At 57.3% G+C, this 18,326-nt stretch carries 16 protein-coding genes; 9 read left to right on the top strand and 7 right to left on the bottom strand.

The window, feature by feature from the left end:
• The first annotated feature begins 4 nt into the window (after positions 1–4).
• Together FHW76_RS10030 and FHW76_RS10025 are read left to right on the top strand one after the other, a co-directional pair.
• On the top strand, positions 5–1,183 hold the full coding sequence (locus tag FHW76_RS10030; RefSeq protein WP_177330479.1) for an efflux RND transporter periplasmic adaptor subunit: 1,179 nt from the start codon (positions 5–7) through the stop codon (positions 1,181–1,183).
• Between the two features lie 10 nt (positions 1,184–1,193).
• On the top strand, positions 1,194–2,732 hold the full coding sequence (locus FHW76_RS10025) for a DHA2 family efflux MFS transporter permease subunit (protein ID WP_183476623.1): 1,539 nt from the start codon (positions 1,194–1,196) through the stop codon (positions 2,730–2,732).
• Between the two features lie 185 nt (positions 2,733–2,917).
• Here the strand turns inward: FHW76_RS10025 and FHW76_RS10020 are convergent, their stop codons facing one another.
• From FHW76_RS10020 to FHW76_RS09995, 6 genes are all read right to left on the bottom strand, one after another.
• Positions 2,918–4,591 (bottom strand): ABC transporter ATP-binding protein, encoded by a 1,674-nt coding sequence (locus FHW76_RS10020; protein WP_047666572.1) that lies wholly within the window; start codon positions 4,589–4,591, stop codon positions 2,918–2,920.
• Positions 4,588–5,451 carry an ABC transporter permease gene (locus FHW76_RS10015; protein ID WP_012968221.1) on the bottom strand — a complete coding sequence of 288 codons (864 nt, stop codon included), beginning with the start codon at positions 5,449–5,451 and terminating at the stop codon, positions 4,588–4,590. The genes FHW76_RS10020 and FHW76_RS10015 overlap by 4 nt, the downstream gene beginning before the upstream one ends.
• Entirely contained in the window at positions 5,444–6,406 is a 963-nt protein-coding gene (locus FHW76_RS10010; RefSeq protein WP_008804871.1) for an ABC transporter permease, read from the bottom strand. Before FHW76_RS10010 ends, FHW76_RS10015 begins: the two co-directional genes overlap by 8 nt.
• Positions 6,384–7,994, bottom strand: a complete 1,611-nt coding sequence (locus tag FHW76_RS10005) for an ABC transporter substrate-binding protein (RefSeq protein ID WP_183476621.1) — start codon at positions 7,992–7,994, stop codon at positions 6,384–6,386. Before FHW76_RS10005 ends, FHW76_RS10010 begins: the two co-directional genes overlap by 23 nt.
• A 377-nt stretch (positions 7,995–8,371) precedes the next feature.
• The gene (locus tag FHW76_RS10000) at positions 8,372–9,016 is read right to left on the bottom strand and encodes a TenA family protein (RefSeq protein ID WP_002904912.1); all 645 of its coding nucleotides are present in this window, start codon (positions 9,014–9,016) and stop codon (positions 8,372–8,374) included.
• Entirely contained in the window at positions 9,016–9,861 is an 846-nt protein-coding gene (locus FHW76_RS09995; RefSeq protein WP_012968220.1) for a BtpA/SgcQ family protein, read from the bottom strand. Before FHW76_RS09995 ends, FHW76_RS10000 begins: the two co-directional genes overlap by 1 nt.
• 26 nt (positions 9,862–9,887) lie before the next feature.
• On the opposite strand from FHW76_RS09995, the gene FHW76_RS09990 reads away from it, so the two are divergent.
• Positions 9,888–10,760, top strand: a complete 873-nt coding sequence (locus FHW76_RS09990; protein WP_012968219.1) for a PfkB family carbohydrate kinase — start codon at positions 9,888–9,890, stop codon at positions 10,758–10,760.
• 1 nt (position 10,761) lies between these two features.
• On the opposite strand, the gene FHW76_RS09985 is transcribed toward FHW76_RS09990, so the two are convergent.
• Positions 10,762–11,715 carry a substrate-binding domain-containing protein gene (locus tag FHW76_RS09985; protein ID WP_004151648.1) on the bottom strand — a complete coding sequence of 318 codons (954 nt, stop codon included), beginning with the start codon at positions 11,713–11,715 and terminating at the stop codon, positions 10,762–10,764.
• Between the two features lie 345 nt (positions 11,716–12,060).
• On the opposite strand from FHW76_RS09985, the gene FHW76_RS09980 reads away from it, so the two are divergent.
• The 6 genes from FHW76_RS09980 (at position 12,061) to FHW76_RS09955 (ending at position 18,225) form a co-directional block, all read left to right on the top strand.
• Positions 12,061–13,083, top strand: coding sequence for a LacI family DNA-binding transcriptional regulator (locus FHW76_RS09980; protein ID WP_004190069.1), 1,023 nt, complete (start codon positions 12,061–12,063; stop codon positions 13,081–13,083).
• A 380-nt stretch (positions 13,084–13,463) separates the two neighbouring features.
• Positions 13,464–14,210, top strand: a complete 747-nt coding sequence (locus FHW76_RS09975; RefSeq protein ID WP_004198552.1) for an ATP-binding cassette domain-containing protein — start codon at positions 13,464–13,466, stop codon at positions 14,208–14,210.
• A gap of 18 nt (positions 14,211–14,228) precedes the next feature.
• Entirely contained in the window at positions 14,229–15,230 is a 1,002-nt protein-coding gene (locus tag FHW76_RS09970; protein WP_008804867.1) for an ABC transporter permease, read from the top strand.
• Positions 15,231–15,233: 3 nt separating this feature from the next.
• Complete coding sequence (locus FHW76_RS09965) at positions 15,234–16,313, top strand: phosphotriesterase (RefSeq protein WP_012541711.1); 1,080 nt, start codon at positions 15,234–15,236, stop codon at positions 16,311–16,313.
• Positions 16,314–16,327: 14 nt separating this feature from the next.
• Positions 16,328–17,083, top strand: a complete 756-nt coding sequence (locus FHW76_RS09960) for a glutamine amidotransferase (protein WP_008804865.1) — start codon at positions 16,328–16,330, stop codon at positions 17,081–17,083.
• Positions 17,083–18,225 carry a M20 family metallopeptidase gene (locus FHW76_RS09955; protein ID WP_055323196.1) on the top strand — a complete coding sequence of 381 codons (1,143 nt, stop codon included), beginning with the start codon at positions 17,083–17,085 and terminating at the stop codon, positions 18,223–18,225. The genes FHW76_RS09960 and FHW76_RS09955 overlap by 1 nt, the downstream gene beginning before the upstream one ends.
• The last annotated feature ends 101 nt before the right edge of the window (positions 18,226–18,326 follow it).

The following is an 18,326-nucleotide window of genomic DNA, read 5'->3' as shown; positions in this document are numbered from 1 at the left end:
GGTTATGTCTATGGAAAATAACGCGCCTCCCTCTGACAAGCGCCCAGGCAAGCGTACAAGAAACTTCGCCATTTTATTACTGATCCTGATCCTCGCGGCAGGAGGCTGTCTGGCCTGGTATCTGCTTTACGCCCGCTATTACGAGAGCACCGACGATGCTTACGTCAACGGAAATCAGGTCACCCTGACACCGCAAATCACCGGTACCGTGACTCAGGTGACCGTGGATGAAGGCGATTATGTCGAAAAAGGCCAGCCCCTGGTTCTGCTGGACCCAAGCGATACCGCCATCGCCCTGCAGCAGGCTGAAGCCAATCTCGCCAGCACAGTGCGTCAGGTGCGTGGCCTCTACAGCACCGCCGACAACTACCGTGCACAAGTAGCTGCCAAAAAAGTAGCCCTGCAAACAGCGAAAAGTGACTATGTGCGCCGGGAAAAAATTGTCAGTTCCGGTGCCATTGCGGTGGAAGATCTGGCGCACTACCGTGATGCCGTGACCAGCGCGCAAAGCGATTTACTGGCTGCCGAGCAAGCGCTCAAAACCAATCAGGCGATGGTTGATGACACCGTGGTGGATAACCATCCTGAAGTCAAAACCGCCGTTGCGACGCTGCGCCAACGCTATCTCGATAACTCCCGCAGCACCATTGTTGCGCCCGTCAGTGGTTACGTCGCTAAACGTGCTGTGCAGCTCGGGATGCGTGTCACCTCCGGCACCACGCTGCTTGCCATCGTGCCGCTGAATGAAGTGTGGGTGGATGCCAACTTTAAAGAGAGCCAAATGCAGGACATGCGCATTGGGCAAAAAGTAGAGCTGAATGCGGATCTCTATGGCGATAACGTGAAATATCACGGCACCATCGAAAGTCTCGGCATTGGTACCGGTAGCGCATTCTCACTGTTGCCAGCCCAGAACGCCAGCGGCAACTGGATCAAAATCGTCCAACGCCTGCCGGTACGCATCAAGCTTGATCCACATGACATGCAGAAGCATCCGCTGCGTGTGGGTCTGTCGATGAACGCTGAGGTGGATATCCGCAATCAGGGTGGTCACCTTCTGCCACAAAAAACCGTCGAACAGCCGCGATTCCGTACCGATGTGTATGAAACGCCAATGGAAGCAGCCGATAAACTGGTGGCGAAAATCCTTCATGACAACACCAGCGCTGTAGCCCAGCGCTAAGAGAGAAGCTATGTCAGAGCCGAAGGCAGCCTTTACGCCCCCCAGCCTGTTCCTGGCGACGCTTGCCCTGTCGCTGGCGACCTTTATGCAGGTGCTGGACTCCACCATCGCCAACGTGGCGCTGCCGACTATCTCCGGCAACCTGGGCGTTAGCGCCGATCAGGGGACATGGGTTATCACCTCTTTTGCGGTGTGTAACGCTATTGCTCTACCGTTGACAGGCTGGTTTACCCGCCGATTCGGGCAGTTGCGGTTGTTTATCGCCTCGGTGATGTTCTTTACCCTGACGTCATTTCTGTGCGGCTTCGCCCACAGCATGACGGAGCTCATCATCTTCCGTGCGCTGCAGGGTTTTTTCGCCGGGCCGATGTTCCCGATGTGTCAGACGCTGTTGCTGGTTATCTTCCCGCCGATGAAACGCAGCATGGCGCTGGCGCTGCTGTCGATGGTGACCGTGGTGGCGCCTATCGTGGGACCCATCACCGGCGGCTGGCTTACCGATAACTACTCCTGGCCGTGGATCTTCTACATCAACGTGCCGATTGGGATTTTCGCCTCCATCGTGGTCTGGTCGCAGCTGCGCATGCGTGAAGAAACAACGCAGTCATCGCCTGTCGACTATATTGGCATCGCGCTGTTGGTGCTTGGCGTGGGCCTGCTGCAGGTGGTGCTGGATAAGGGCAACGACGAAGACTGGTTCTCTTCTACGCCCATTATCGTGATGTCTATTGTCTCGGCGATCAGCCTGATTTGCTTTGCGATATGGGAGCTGGACGAACGTCACCCGATTGTGAACCTGCGGCTGTTCAAAGACCGCAACTTCGCCATCGGCACGTTGGCGCTGATGCTGGGCTATGCCGCGTTCTTTGCCATCAACATTATTCTGCCGCAGTGGTTGCAGACCCAGATGGGCTACACGGCTATCTGGGCCGGTCTCGCCGCTGCGCCGATGGGCTTCTTACCACTGGTGCTGACGCCAGTCATCGGACGTTACGCCACCAAAGTGGATTTACGAATTTTATGCTCAGTGTCATTCCTGACAATGGGGGCATCCTGTCTGATGCGCGCGCAGTTCAATACTGACGTGGATTTCCGCACCATCGCCAGCGTGCAGATGTTTATGGGGATTGGCGTGGCCTTCTTCTTCATGCCGCTGACCACCATTGTGCTGTCGAATCTGCACGGTAACGAAGTGGCGGAAGGCTCAGGACTGGCCACGTTCTTTCGCGTACTCGGCGGCTCCTTTGCCTCATCGTTAACCACATGGATCTGGCAGCGACGTGAAGTTTTCCACCACGCGAATCTGACCGAGAGCGTGACACAGTACAACCCAGCGGCTATGGATTACGTAAATAAGATGGGTGGCCCGACGCAGCAGCATCTTGCGATGATTGACCAGGTGGTTACCCAGCAGGCCTACATGATGTCGACAATCGACTATTTCTGGGTGCTCGGCTGGGGCTTTATGGCGCTGATTATCATTATCTGGTTCACCCGCCCGCCGTTCGTGAAATCGGGTATGCCAGGCGCCCCCGCAACAGGTCACTAAACTGAAATTCACACAGGCAAACTTCGCTGAACGAGCACTGCGTACGGATGGCTCTATCGAGCGCCGGGCCAGTGGCTCTTCCCTGCCCTATATCACGCAAGACCGCCTGGAATGGGCTCTGGAGATGATAAGAGCGTTGAATAACATTGACCCCATTTCTGATAACGGTGTTTAACGTTTACTGCTCAGTTATATCGCAACGGCGTCTGCCCAACAGCTGATAACAATTGTCGAGTCCACGGGTGGCGTGGCGCCCGAAAAATTTGATCCACACTGCCGCTTTCGACTACCTCGCCGTCTTTCATCACTGCAATACGATGACTCATATGCTGCACCACGCCCAGATCATGAGAGATAAACAGCATTGACAGATGCAAACGGCGTTGCAGCGCTACCAGCAAATCCAACACTTGCGCCTGGGTGGTGACATCCAGCGCCGACACCGGCTCGTCGCAAATCAGAATATCCGGCTCGCAGGCCAGGGCCTGGGCGATGGCGATACGTTGCCGCTGCCCACCGGAAAGCGTGGCCGGACGTCGCGTCAGCAGATCGGGACTTAAACCAACCAGCGCCAGCAACGCCTGCGCACGTGACAACCGGTCCGCGGCTGTGAGCGTCGTATGCAGGCGCAGAGGCTGTTGCAGCAATTGCGCCACGTTATATTGCGGATTAAATGAACCCAGCGGATCCTGCACAATCGTCTGGATACGCGCCCGCAACGGCTGCCGCTGACGTTCTGTCAGCCTGCTCCATGGTTGCCCAGCGAGAAGGATCTCGCCCTGTTGCGGTGCCTGCAGCGCCAGCGCCAGTTTGCCTAGCGTGGTCTTGCCGCTACCGGATTCGCCCACAATGCCCAGCGTTTCGCCCTGCGCGACCTCTAACGTCACCTGATTGACGGCCTGCAAGCGACGGCCATCTGGCAGAACATACGCCAGTGATACGTTATCGGCAGCCAGCACGGGTGTGGTGCTGTCGGTACTGATGTTCTCCCGCACTACCGTTTGACCCAGCGGATCGTTTCCTGTTAACCACTTCCCACGCGTACCGGCAGAGGGAATGGCCGCCAGCAGACGGCGGGTATAAGGGTGTTGCGGCGCATGCAGCACCTGTCGCACCTTGCCGCTCTCCACCGCTTTGCCCTGCCGCATCACCACCACACGGTCGGCAATATCCGCCACCACCGACAAATCATGGGTGATCAGCAGCACGCCATGCCCGGCATCCGCCAGGGCCCTGAATACATTCAAAACTTGTTTTTGTACGGTGGCGTCCAGCGCGGTAGTAGGTTCATCGGCAATGAGTAATCGCGGCCCCGCCGCCAGCGCCGATGCGATGAGCGCACGTTGGCGCAGGCCACCGGAGAGTTCATGTGCATACTGCGCCATCCGGTTATGCGGATCGGGGATGCCGGTTTGCGTTAACAGCTCCGCCACGCGTTCGCGAACTGCCGTCCCCCGTTCCAGGCGGTGCGTCAACAACGGCTCCGCGACTTCCTGACCAATCCGGCGCAGCGGGTCAAGCGAGGTCAGTGCATCCTGCAAAACAAAACCAATTTCGCGCCCGCGTAGTTGCTGCCAACGGCGGGCATCGCACGCCAGTAAATTCTGCGACAGGCCATCGTGCCCCTGCAATATCAGGGACTCGGCGCGAACAGCCGCTCCGGCCCCCGCCAGCCCGACTAATGTCCGGGCCGTGACGGATTTACCCGAACCGGACTCGCCCACCAAAGCCAGGACTTCACCGGCATGCACGTCAAACGATAAGGCGTTAACCGCCTCAATCACCCCCTGCGACGAGGGGAAGCTGACGCTCAGTTGCGCCACCTGTAACAGCGGTTGCTGGAAGGTCTCTGTAGTCATGCGATCCCGCCTTTGGCAATAAGGGTTTGAACACGTCGGCCCAGCAGCGTAATGGCAATCACCGACAGCGCGACAACGCTGGCGGGCAGCAGGCTGACCCATGGGGCGCTATCGAGAAAATTACGTCCCTCAGAGAGCAATGCGCCCCACTCCGCCGTCGGCGGAGTCACCCCAAGTCCAAGGAAACTGAGGGCCGAGGCGGATAATATGGAATACCCTATCCCCACCGTTGCCAGTACCAGCAGCGGGCGCAGCGTATTGGGCACAATATGGCGCAAAATAATCACCATTGGCGGCTCTCCCAACGCCACCGCATGCTGCACATACCCCGATAACCTGACCTGCAACACTTGCGCGCGCACCAGCCTGGCATAGCCAGCAATGCCGGCCAGTCCGACCGCCAGCAGGGTATTCTCTGGCCCACGCCCCAACACCGTGATAGCCAGCAGCGCCAACAGCAAATCGGGGAACGCCAGCATAATGTCCAGTAGCCGTACGAGTAACTGCCGTACCGCCCTGGGCGCAAGACCTGCCAGTGTCCCCAGCACAATACCGCCCGCGCTGGCAATCAGGGTCGCGCCGACCCCAATGCTCAGCGACAGCGAGGTGCCATACACCACGCGGGTAAACACATCACGCCCCAACTGGTCAGTACCGAACCAGTGTCTGAGGTCCGGCGGCTGCAAAATCGCGCTGAAATCCATCTGTTCGGGGGTGTACGGCGTGAATAGCGATGGAAAAAACACCGCCACCACGAGCAGTAGCACCAGTAACAACGGAATGCTGGTACCCGGCGCCAGCCACGGGTTACGATAGCGCCCCCCGTCGCGGCGGGCCACCCGCAGTAAAAGATCACTCATCAGCATGCCCTCGCAGACGTAGACGGGGATCGATCAGTAAATAAAGGGTATCAATCAGCAGGTTAATCACCACAAACAACAGCGCGGAGAACATCACCACCCCCAGCACCAGGGGCATGTCTCGGTTCTCAATCGCACCGAGAGTGATTTGCCCCAGCCCCGCCCGGCCAAACACCGTTTCGGTCAGAATTGAGCCGCCTAATACGCTGGCCAGCAGCGTCCCCGTCAGCGTCGACACCGCCAGCGAGGCATGGCGCAACGCATGCCGTAAGCGCAGCGCAGTTTCACTCACCCCACGCGTACGCACGGTCATGGCGAACGGCTGCGAAAGCGCCTCCTCCAGCCCATCACGCAGCACCTGGCTGAGTGTCGCAGCCAGCGGCAGGCTGAGCGTCACCACCGGCAGCACAAGGGCGATCCAGCCATCGTTACCGGTCACCGGAAACCATTGCAGTTTGAAACTGAAGATGCTCAACAACACGATGCCGATCCAGTACACCGGTGTGCTAAGCAGCATCAGCTCCAACCCGGCAAGCAGAGACCGCAGACGCGGATGACGTCCGGCTGTCAGTAATGCGTTAAATACCGCCAGTACCAGCGCCAGCGCCAGGGCGCTGACGGCCAGCGGCACCGTCTCTTTCAACGCTGCGCTAATCACCTGCACAACAGGCTGGCGATACTGATAACTCACGCCAAGGTTGCCCGTCAGCGCCTCGCCACAGTAGCGCAAATATTGCCACCACAGTGGCTTATCCAGGCCGAACTGGCGGGTCAGTGTCTCGCGAAAACTATCATCCACAACGCTGTTGGCGCTGCCTATCAGAATTGCCACAGGATCGCCGGGGATCAGTTTTACCGCAACAAAGGTCAGCGTTGCCGCACCCCACAGCACGGCGAAAATGGTCAGCAGGCGCTTGCCTGCTGCCAGCAGCTTAGCGTTGGATCCAGACATCATAGAAATTCGGCTTCGCGTTCGTGGCCCAGCTAATGCCCTGCACCTGTTTGGCTTTCCCTAACTGATATGCCGGGATGTAAATTGGCACCGCCCAGGCCTGATCGATAATCTGGTGCTGGATGGCATAGTAGATGCGTTTACGCTCGGCTTCGCTGGCACCGACAGCGGTTTCCAGTTGGCTATCCAGCGCTTTAACGCGGCTGAAGTTGTTCCCCTTCGGCGGAATATAATTGGAATGGAAAACGGTACGCAGGATGTCCGGCTCCGGGCGAACAAAATAGTTCGAGATAATGTCGTACTGGTTAGCCGCCGTGCGGCTGCTGAGAATGCCTGAATCCACCGGATCGAGTTTCAGTTCAAAACCGGCTTGTTTTACCTGGTATTGAATTGCCTGGAACAGCGTCACGTCAGCGGCTTCGACATCGTTTGAAGAATAGGTAAATTGCACAGTAAGGCGTTTACCCTCCTTGACCCGGTAGCCTTCGCTATCGGTTTGCTGCCAGCCGGCTTCATCCAGAAGACGGCGGGCTTTTTGCAGATCAAACCCCCACTGGCTGGCAATGGCCGGATCGTAATCCAGCGTAGCGGGTCCAAGAATATTGTCGGCAGGTTTCAGGATGCCAAAGAACGCGGCTTTAACGGCAGTAGTGCGATCGATGGCGCTCTGGAAGGCCTGCCGCACTTTCAGGTCGCTGAAGATCCCTGTGTCGCTATTCAAATAAAGGACGCGCGGAACGCCGGGGTTTTCCCTGGTGATCACATCCAGCTTCGGGTTATTTTTTACCTGCGCATAATTCACCGGCGGAATGGCATCGATCACCTGTACCTGCCCGCTATTCAGCGCGCCAAGACGTACCGCTGACTCCGGCAGGTACTTAAATTCGATCTTATCCAGCCATGCCGGGCCTTTATGGGTGGCATAGCCCGGACCCCAGTTGTAATCGGCGCGCTTGCTGAGTTTACTCCCGCTGCCTTTGACAAACGATTCGAGGATAAAGGGACCGGAACCGACCACGGTATTGCTGGTATTCGCCGTTTTCTGCAGATAAGCCGGTGACTGAATACCGAGATACGGCAAGCTCATCCCCTGCAGCAGCGGTGCGAAAGGCGTTTTATAGCGGATCACCACGGTGTACTCATCTGGCGTAGTGATCGCGTCAATCGGCCCCAACAACGATTTGGAGTAACTGGAGGTGGTTTTCGGATCGAGTATGCGTTCAAAGTTATATTTTACCGCCGCAGCATCCAGTTTCGTGCCATCACTAAAAGTCACATCCTTGCGAAGATGGAAGGTGTATTCGCGGTTATTGTTTTTAATTTCCCAGCGTTCCGCCAGCCATGGTGTAAAGCTGTTATCTTCCGCCTGGCCGACCAAAGAATCCACCACGTTACGCGTAACCAGAGCGGTGACGGAATAAGCGGTAATAGAGGGGTCAATAATCGGGGTATCGCTGCCCAGAGCGACCGTCAGCACACCCCCCGCGACAGGTTTATCCTGTGCGTGAGTGGTGAAGCTGGCAGTAAGCGTTAGCGCGGAAAGCAGACTGATGCGCAATAAACTGTTCTGTGAATAAATGCTTCGTTTCATCCCTTTTCCTTGGCCTGGTTTTTGTTAAATATCTGGCAATTAAAGTCCATTGTAGGGGGAGAGCCGCCGTCGAGTAACGATGGATAATTTATATCTATTTCTGAAAATAGCTTTTTCTTCAGGTGGGAAGAAAAGAAAAAAGAGAGCCCCGAGCTACAGGCCCGAATAAAATAACATAAATGCTCGCCCTCTATAATTTCTCTCAAAAGAGTCAGAAGGCAGCTAAATTAACCCTCCGACTTTATTAAGATAAAAATGTGAAATAAGAATCGGCATTAACGGTAATGCTAAGTTTCGCCAACAAGACGCAGAACGTCGAGATATAACCCGTATTCAGGAGACGCCGCGTCCGGCGCCCCCTGTGATCCACCTCGCGGCTACTCCTCGTACGCCGCGTGATGGAAATCAATTTCCCACTGCAGCACCTCGCCGTAAAGCGCCGATAACGCCTGCTTTTCGTCTTCACTCAGCGCCATGGCGCAGCGGTCGAGTTCGTTTTTTAGCCAGAGAGCCTGCTGATAAAATTCGTCCTCCGCGTGCATTTCCACCCAGCGTCGTAAATCAGCATCGCTCTGATAATGTTCGCTCGCCCGTCGGCACCAGAAATAGTACATCCATTCCGCACCGAACATCAGGGTCACAATCTGCTCATAGCTGCCCTCGTGGGCGGTCCGCAGCATACCGTCGCGAAAGCGCCGTACCCCGGGCAAATCATCCGGGTACTCAGCGGGATCGATCTGCCGCGCTGACAACACCTGTTCAAACCACGCGATCTGTATATCAACCAGGGCATTCAGCACGCCAATCAGCCAGCGCTGCTGTTGAATACCCGGCGCTTTGCTGACCCCGAGGGCAAAAATCGCGATCGCCGTCGCGACAAAGTTGCCCTCAAACACCAGATAGCGGTTGAAGACGACTGTCGGCAGACGATCCTGTTCGATATCAGTCACAAACGGGTGCTGCTGCATCGCCTGCCACGCCGGTTGATGTTCGCGCAGCAGGCGTTCGCTAAACGCTTCCATTAAGCTTCCTCCAGCGCGGCCTGCGCGACCGACATAAAATGTTTCACCCGGGCCAGCTCAACATCGTTCCACCAGACGCCATCGACCTTCATTGTACTGGCCACAATGACCCCCTGAGTCCGCCCGAGGATCTGCATCACGTTAGCCGGTGTCACCCCGGAGCCCACCAGGAGCGGTAGTTCCGTCGCCGCGCGGATCTCGTCAATTTCCGCCATCGTGGCGCTATCGCCCGTACGCTGGCCGGTGGCGATCACCGCGTCAGCCTCGAAGAAATCGACATCGCGCGTCAGTTCCTGAATCGAACGATCGGCGACAATGGCATGGCTACCGTGCTTAACGTGGCTATCGGCAAAAACGCGAATATGTTCAGCGCGCAGCATACTGCGGTAGCGCAGCGCCTTAGCGGCCGCCCCTTCTATAAATCCTTCGTTGGCGATATAGGCGTTGGCCCACTGGTTTACGCGGACGAAATCGGCGCCTCCCGCCAGGGCGATCGCCATTGCCGGGATCGCCGCGTTAGCCAGAACGTTAATGCCCAGCGGCACAGCAAAACGTTCACGAACTTTCTCGGTAATGACCGCCATCAGCGCTGAGGTTTCATGGCCGATATCCTCAGGTTTAGAGAAAGGAATATCGCCATGGTTTTCAATAATCAGACCATGAACACCGCCTGAAATATAATTTTCAGCATCGCGAAGCGCACGCTCAACAATATCTGATACTGATTTTCCTCGATATTTTGGCGCACCAGGAAATGGGTCGCAATGAATAACGCCAATAACAGCCTTGCTTCGTGAAAAAATAGCTTGTATTGCATTCGTTTTTTCTGCTGAGATAGCAACCATCTTATCCATCCTGTTAAGGGAACACTATGCGTGTTTACGTTACTGGTAATATTACCGTAGATGAAACCTGGTCCATTCCGGATATACCGAAAAAAGGGGCTTCCATTCACGGCGTTAAAGTGTCGCAGGATATCGGCGGTAAAGGCGCGAACCAGGCGATTATATTATCCCGCTGCGGAATAGAGACGCGTTTAATTGCCGCCACGGGAAATGACAGCAACGGCGCGTGGATCCGCCAGCAGATAAAAAATGAACCACTGACGCTACTACCCAACGGCCATTTCAATCAACATAGCGATACCTCGATTATTTTAAATAGCGCTGATGGCGACAACGCCATCATTACCACTACGGCGGCGGCCGATACATTCAGCCTGGATGAAATTATTCCGCATATGGCGGATGCCGTCGCTGGCGATATTCTGCTACAGCAGGGCAATTTCTCCCTCGATAAAACGCGGGCGCTGTTCCAGTACGCCAGAAGCCGCGGCATGACGACGGTATTCAACCCCTCACCTGTCAATCCTGACTTTTGCCATCTGTGGCCGCTCATCGACATCGCGGTGGTCAATGAATCCGAGGCCGAGCTGCTCCAGCCATACGGGGTGAAAACCTTAGTGATTACCCAGGGGGCCGCAGGCGCCTGGCTGGTCCAGGAGGGCCAGCGTCAGTTTTGTCCCGCCGTGCCCGCCGAGGCGCTTGATACTACCGGCGCGGGCGACACGTTCCTCGCCGTCATGTTGGCTTCCGCCCTGCTGCGCGGCGTCGCGCCGGATGCGCTGGCGCTGGCGCACGCCAGTCGCGCTGCCGCCATTACCGTTAGCCGCCGGGGGACGCTCAGCGCGTTTCCCGGCAGCCGTGAGCTCGCCGCCCTGTTAACCACGGACGGGGCGCGCTGACCTACTTAAACAGCGGACGGTATGAATCGACGTTCGCTTTGGTTACCACCGTCGCCGGAACCAGAATGGTTTTCGGCACGGTTTTACCCGACGTGATGCTGTTCAGCGCATTCAGGGCTTCGGCGCCCATCTTTTCCGGGTCCTGCTGCAGTACGGCGGTGACGTAGCCGCCGTCAATACCGGAAATCGCCTTCGCCGTCAGATCCCAGCCAAAGACTTTAATATCTTTCTGCCGCCCCTGGTTTTCTACGGCGGCGATAGCGCCGAGCAGCGCGGGTTCGCCGGTGGCATAAATCGCTGTCAGATCCGGGTTACCGGTGATCAGGTTTTCCGCCGCGGTCATCGCTTTATCCTGCACATTCTGCCCGTCGACCACGTTAGCGATAGTAATCTTCGGATTGCTTTTCAGCGTCTCTTCGAACCCTTTCTGCCGCTGGTTCTGAATGGCCGAATTCAGCGCGCCGACAATACCCAGTCGCGCCTGGCCGCCCATCTCTTTCTGCACGTAGTCCACGAAGTATTGACCAATAATTCTGCCGCCTTCAATATTATCAACGCCGACCTGAGCTGCCTGTGGTCCGGCCGGTAATACGGCATCAATCGCAATCACCGGAATGTTTGCGGCGGCGGCTTCTTTAACCGCTGGCATGATCCCGTTAACGTCGATAGCAGCAACCAGAATGCCTTTAACGCCTTGCTGAATATAGTTTTCTATCGCGTCGTTTTGCGCCACGGGATTATCGTTAGAGTTAAAAATAACTAAATCCTTGCCACTGGCTTTGGCCGCATCCTGTGCGCCTTTATTCATCAGATTAAAGAACAGCGCCTGTTGGTTGATTTGTACCAGCGCATAAGTCGGACCGGCAGCGCTGGCGGCAGAAATAAAACTCATTGATGCCAGCATGGTCGTGGCGACAGCAAGTAAACGCAGTTTTCCGGTGTGAAATAACATCATCAGTATCCTCGTCGGGAATAGTTGATAGCCAGCAGAGTTCCGCGCCGCATGCGAACGCAGAAGGATTATTTTTTTGGCGGGCAAATATCGTCTATATCGCCAGAACAATCATTGAACGTTCGGCGGATACCTGCTTAATGTCATCCCGGCAACCGGTCCGTGTCGGTGCGCGACTGGAATAACTTAAACGGGGTTGGGAATGACTTCCCGGATGATGCGGTAAACTGCCTATACAATTCTCTGCTGATTAAAATTTGTCAAGCATTTATTTTTGGTGATTGTTCGCAGAGAAATTGCTGTATCCACCGCGCTTAACTATGTTACAGATAGCCGATTCTGGCAGAAATGGCGCAGGAAATGAGTATAAAACGCGTATTGTTATCCGATGTGGCAAAGCTGGCGGGGCTGTCGAAGGCGACCCTGTCGCGCTATATGAACAACAGTATTGTGCTGCCGCAGGACACCATCGACCGCATCGAAACCGCCATTCGCGAACTGGACTATCGCGGCAATAGCCTGGCACGTCGTCTTAGCAAAGGCGGCAGCGAAACGCTTGGCCTGGTGCTTCCCGATATTACCAACCCCTTCTTTGCCGAACTGGCCGACGCTGCCGAAGAGGCTGCTTCTGCCAGCGGCTACAGCCTGGTGCTGTGTATCACCCGCAACAACCCGGAAAAAGAGTGCCAGTTCATTCGCTGGCTGGATACCTGCCAGGTCGACGGTCTGCTGTTCACCACCAACCGCCCCGATAACGGCCTGCTGCGCAAGGAGGTCCAGCGTCACGAACGCATTGTCCTGCTGGATGAAGATATTCCCGGCAGTAAGGTACCGAAAGTGTTTGCTGATAACGTCCAGGGCGGGCGGATCGCCACCGAAAAACTGATCGCCGCCGGGCATCGCCATATCGCTTTCGTCGGTGGCCCGGACAAGCTGATGAGCGTCCGCGAGCGCTATCAGGGCTTTTGCACCGCGATGGAGCAGGCGGGCCTGAGCTGGCCGCCCGAATGGGTGATGTATGGCGACTACCAGCGCGAGTTTGGCCAGCAGGCGCTGCGGTACCTGTTCAGCCAACCGGTTCGCCCTACCGCCGTCTTCGCCGCCAGCGACTATCTGGTGCTCGGTCTGCTCGACGGCTTGCGCGCCAGCGGGCTCCAGGCGCCGGAGGCGCTTTCGTTAGTCGGCTTCGATGACGCCAACTACGCCGATTTTACCCAGCCGCGGATCTCCACTATCCGTCAGCCCGCCCGCGAACTGGGCCGTACCGCGGTGAACATCATGATGCGCCTGCTAAACGACGATCCGGACATCCCTGCGGAAACCCGCCTGCCGGTTGAATGGATTGGCCGCGACTCGATCAAGATCTGTTAAGCCCGTCCCAAAATGGCGCAAAAGCGCCCGCTTTTGGCGCAAAAAACGATCAATTAACAATTTATTCACTATAATCAGTAAACCGGTTTACCGGATTTTATTCAATTAAATGTATTGAATACATAAGGTTAAGTTACAGGGCTGCTGTGTGGTTCCTGCCCTGGCACGGATGCTGCAACGTTCTTACTGGCGAACAAATATCTTACATAGCGTTTGTCCTGACTGCCCTGGCGAGTGCTCTATTCCGCAGGTAAACCGGTTTACTAGATTGTAAACCGTGTCGGATAGAGTCCCTCCCGCAGGATGGCGAACATTTTCCCGGCCACAGCGATGGGAGTTATCAGATGCAGCAGCCACAAACTACCCCGCCAAGGGTAGAGATGATCAATATCACCAAGACCTACGGGTCGATACGCTCATTGCGCGGAGTCAACCTTGAGCTGGCCCCGGGCGAAGTGCTGGGCTTAGTGGGCGATAACGGTGCGGGGAAATCCACCCTGACCAAAGTGCTCTCTGGCGCGGTGATCCCCTCCAGCGGCACGATTCGTATCGACGGTGAACAGCAACAGTTTACGAATCCGGCCGATTCGCGCCGTTGCCATATCGAGATGGTCTACCAGGATCTGTCGCTCTGCGACACGGTCGACGTCGCGGGCAATCTGTTTATGGGCCGTGAGCCGATGAAATCGGTCCTCGGCATCCCCTTTCTCGACGAGGCCAAAATGCACGCCGATGCCAGAGAGATGCTTAAAGGGCTCGGGATCTCCATTCCGGATACTCGCCTGCTGGTGCGAAATCTCTCCGGCGGCCAGCGCCAGGCTATAGCCATCGCCCGCGCCGCGGCCTTTGACCCGAAAGTGCTGATTATGGATGAACCCACCGCCGCGCTGGCCGTCGCGGAAGTTGAAGCGGTTCTGGAGCTCATTCGCCGCGTTTCCGCTCGCGGGGTGAGCGTGATTCTGATTACCCACCGCCTGCAGGACCTGTTCCTGGTCTGCGACCGGATCATGGTGATGTATGAGGGTACTAACGTCGCCGACAGACGGGTGTCCGACACCAGCCTGAGCGATATCGTTAACCTGATTGTGGGCGAAAAATTCACCGCCCGCTCTGCGGCAGCACATTGAGGTAACAGGATGAGTATCATGAACTTAAGCAGCTCCCGCATGATCCAGCATTCGCTGCCGCGCCGCCTGCTGCATAACCACTCAGGCGTGGTCAGCATCGCGCTCTTTTTCGTCTTCTGCTGCGTGGTGTTTTCGCTGATCACCAGCAACTTTCTCACCGGCACCAACTGGCTCAACATTATCCGTCAGAGCGCCCCGCTGCTGATCGTCGCGACGGCAATGACCCTGGTCATTACCACCGGCGGTATCGATCTGTCGGTGGGCTCCACCCTGGCGCTGGTCGGCGCACTCTCCGCTATCGCCCTGAATAGCTGGGGTCTGCCGTGGCCGGTGGTACTCCTTGGCGGCCTGCTGCTCGGCGGATTCGTTGGCGCCATCAACGGCTTCTTTATTGCCTATGAAGGCATTCCGGCGTTCATCGTCACGCTCGCCACCCTGGCCGTAGTTCGCGGCATCGCGCTGCTGGTCACCCAGGGCTACTCGATTCCGGTACCGGCTGACAGCCTGTTTACCTTTATCGGACGCGCGTGGGTAGTTGGTATCCCCATGCCCGCGCTGATCGGCATGATGATACTGGTGATCGGGCATATCGTTCTCAACCATATGCGCTTTGGCCGCTACGTGACCGCTATCGGCGCCAACGCCGAAGGCGCGCGGCGCAGCGGCATTAACACCAAAGCGGTCACCATGAAGGTCTATATCATCAGCGGAATGGCCGCCGCGCTGGCGGGGATGATCATTACCGCACGCCTCGGCAGCGGCTCTTCCAACCAGGGCGAAGGCTTTGAACTGCAGGTCATTGCTGCCGTTGTGCTAGGCAGCACCAGTCTGTTTGGGGGCTTCGGGACTATTATTGGCACGCTGCTGGGCGCGCTGTCGATTGCGGTCATTCAGAACGGGCTGATCCTGTCGCATATTTCGCCGTTTTACACCCAGATAGCCACCGGCACCATTATCCTGCTGGCTATCTGGCTGAACACCCGCATTCTCAACCCGACGCGCTCCGCGGCAAAAGGATAGCTGATGAAAGGATCAATTTTTCGCCATCCCTCCCCGCTGCCGGTCGGCGTCAGCAGCGGTTACGTGATGACTGTGCTTGGCCCGCTGCCGATTAACGAAATGGGCGTTACCCTGATGCATGAGCATATTCTGCTGGATGCCTCCGGCAAATGGGTGCCGCCCTGCTGCTGTAGCGATCGCCATCTTGCCGAAATGCCGGTGAAAATGGAAAACCTTGGCGAACTGTCGCTCAACCCGCTGATGAGCCGCGATAACTGTCAGCTGTTTGATGTCGACGTTGCGATTGACGAGCTGACTAAATTTCGCGCCCTTGGCGGAGAGACTGTGGTCGACCCGACCAATATCGGCATTGGCCGCGATCCGAAAGCGCTGGCGCGCATTGCGCGTCTGACCGGTCTGAACATCATTATGGGGACCGGGCTCTATCTGGAGCCTTCGCACCCCGAGTGGGTAAAAATCAGCAGCGTCGAACAACTGACCGAACGGCTGATTTACGATCTTGGCGGCGCGGAGGAGAAACCGGAGGTGCTCGCCGGACTCATCGGCGAAATCGGTATCTCCAGCCGCTTTACGCCGGATGAGGAGAAATCCCTGCGCGCTGCGGGTCGGGCCAGCGCCGCGACCGGCGTGCCGATCGAGGTCCATCTGCCCGGCTGGGAGCGGCTGGGCCATCGGGTGCTGGATATTCTCGAGCAGGAAGGCGCCGATTTACGCCATACCGTGCTGTGCCATATGAATCCCAGCTTTGCCGATAAGCGCTACCAGCGCGAACTGGCGCAGCGCGGGGCGTTTCTCGAATACGACATGATTGGCATGAGCTATTACTACGCCGACGAGTCGGCGCAGTCGCCCTCCGACGAGGAGAACGCCCGCGCGATCCGCGAGCTGATTGACGACGGCTACATCCAGCAAATTCTGCTGTCGCAGGACGTCTTCCTGAAAACCATGCTCACCCGCTACGGCGGCCACGGTTATGGCTACATACTCAAGCATTTTGTTCCCCGTCTGCGGCGCCACGGCGTCAGCGGCGAACAACTTGAAACCTTAATGATTGGAAACCCCCAGCGGGTCTTTGGCGGATAAAAGGAAACGTCATCATGCAGAAAAAAATCTTACTGGTCGGTGAGTCCTGGACCAGCACGTCAACGCACGTTAAAGGCTTCGACCAGTTTGCCACCGCCACCTGGCACACCGGCGCAACGGACTTTCTGGCCGCGCTCGCCGACAGTCCCTATGCCATTACCTATATGCCCGCCCACGCGGCGGCGACCGACTTTCCGCTGACGCTGGAAGCGCTGCAGGAGTGGGATGCGATTATTCTCTCGGACATTGGCGCCAATACGCTGCTGCTGCATCCGGACACCTGGCTGAAGAGCCGCCGAACCGCCAACCGTTTAACGCTCCTGCATGATTACGTGGCCGGCGGGGGGGCGCTGATGATGATCGGCGGCTATTACAGCTTCCAGGGAATCAACGGCGGCGCGCGCTACCGCCATACCGCGGTGGAGAAAGTGCTGCCGGTACGCTGCCTGGCCTGGGACGACCGCATTGAAACCCCGGAAGGCTGCTATGCCGAAGTGACGGAGTCTCACCCCCTGTTTAACGATATTCCGGGCGAATGGCCGTGGCTGCTGGGCTATAACGAAGTTGAAATGCACCCGGAAGGCAAACTGCTGGCGACCGTGGCCGGTACCGGTCATCCGCTACTGGCTGTTCGCGAATATCAGCAGGGTCGTTCGCTGGTGTGGACCAGCGACATGTCGGCGCACTGGCTGCCGGAAGAGTTTGCCAAATGGCCCGGCTATCGCCAGCTATGGATTAACTGCCTCGACTGGCTGACGGAACGCCGCTGATGACCACGCCCCTTGAGCTCGCCCGGCAGCTGCTGGGCTTTAACACCATTAACCCGCCGGGCAGCGAAGCTGACTGCATGCGGTTCTTCGCCGACTGGCTTGACGATAGCGGTTTTGAGGTTTCGCTGTCGTCGTTCGGCGAGGGACGCTGCAATCTTATCGCCAGCCTTCCCGGGGCGAAGAGCGGTAAACCGCTGGCCTTTACCGGACATCTGGATACCGTCCCGCTGGGAAATGCCCGCTGGCAGTACGATCCTTTTGGCTCGCAGATGGAAGACGGGCGTCTTTATGGCCGCGGATCCAGCGATATGAAAGCGGCGATAGCGGCGTTTGCCGTCGCCTGCGTTCATCAGCGGGAAGCGATCCTCGCCGGACGCGGCGCGGTATTGCTGATAACCGGCGGAGAAGAGACCGGCTGCGACGGCGCGCGGGCGCTGATCGCCTCCGCAACGTTGCCGGAGGTGGGCGCGCTGATCGTCGGTGAACCCACCGCCAACTATCCGGTTATCGGCCATAAAGGCGCGCTCTGGCTGCGCTGCGAAACGCGGGGGAAAACCGCTCACGGCGCGATGCCGGAGCTGGGGATCAATGCTATCTATCTTGCGGCGGATGCGTTGGGTAAGATTCAGCATTTTTCGCCAGGCGCGCCGCATCCGCTAATGAAGCAACCCACCCTCAACGTCGGACGCATAGAAGGCGGACTCAATATTAATTCCGTACCGGACCGCACGCGTTTTGATGTCGATATCCGCAGCGCGCCCAATTTACAGCACGCCACTATCCGGGAGCGCTTGACGACGCTGCTTGGCGAAAGCGTCACCGTCTCCACGCTGGTCGACCTGCCCGCCGTCCTCAGCCGGGAGGATCACGCGTGGATTAAGCAGGTTTACCAACGCTGTCAGCCGCTGCACGCTGAGCCGATTGCGCCGCGCGTGGTGCCCTACTTTACCGACGCCTCGCTGCTGCTGCCTGCATTGGGCGATCCGCCCTGTATTATTCTCGGCCCCGGCGAGCCGTCGATGGCGCATCAAACCGACGAGTACTGCCTGCTCAGCCGACTGGCGGAGGCAGAACAGCTATACGGTGACATTATTCGCGACTGGATGGCATCACCGCCCGCGACGAAAGTAAAAAATGAGTGACACTGTCACTGAAAGCGCGTGCCATGCATTCAGCGTTTGAATAATTTCGCGGAATAACAGAGGATAACCGCCTCGTACACGACGGTATCCCCACCAGCAAG

The organism is Klebsiella sp. RC2 (assembly GCF_014192815.1).
GTDB lineage: Bacteria > Pseudomonadota > Gammaproteobacteria > Enterobacterales > Enterobacteriaceae > Klebsiella > Klebsiella variicola.
The sequence above is the reverse complement of the archived record's forward strand: the minus strand, read 5'-3'. Positions and strand labels throughout refer to the sequence as shown.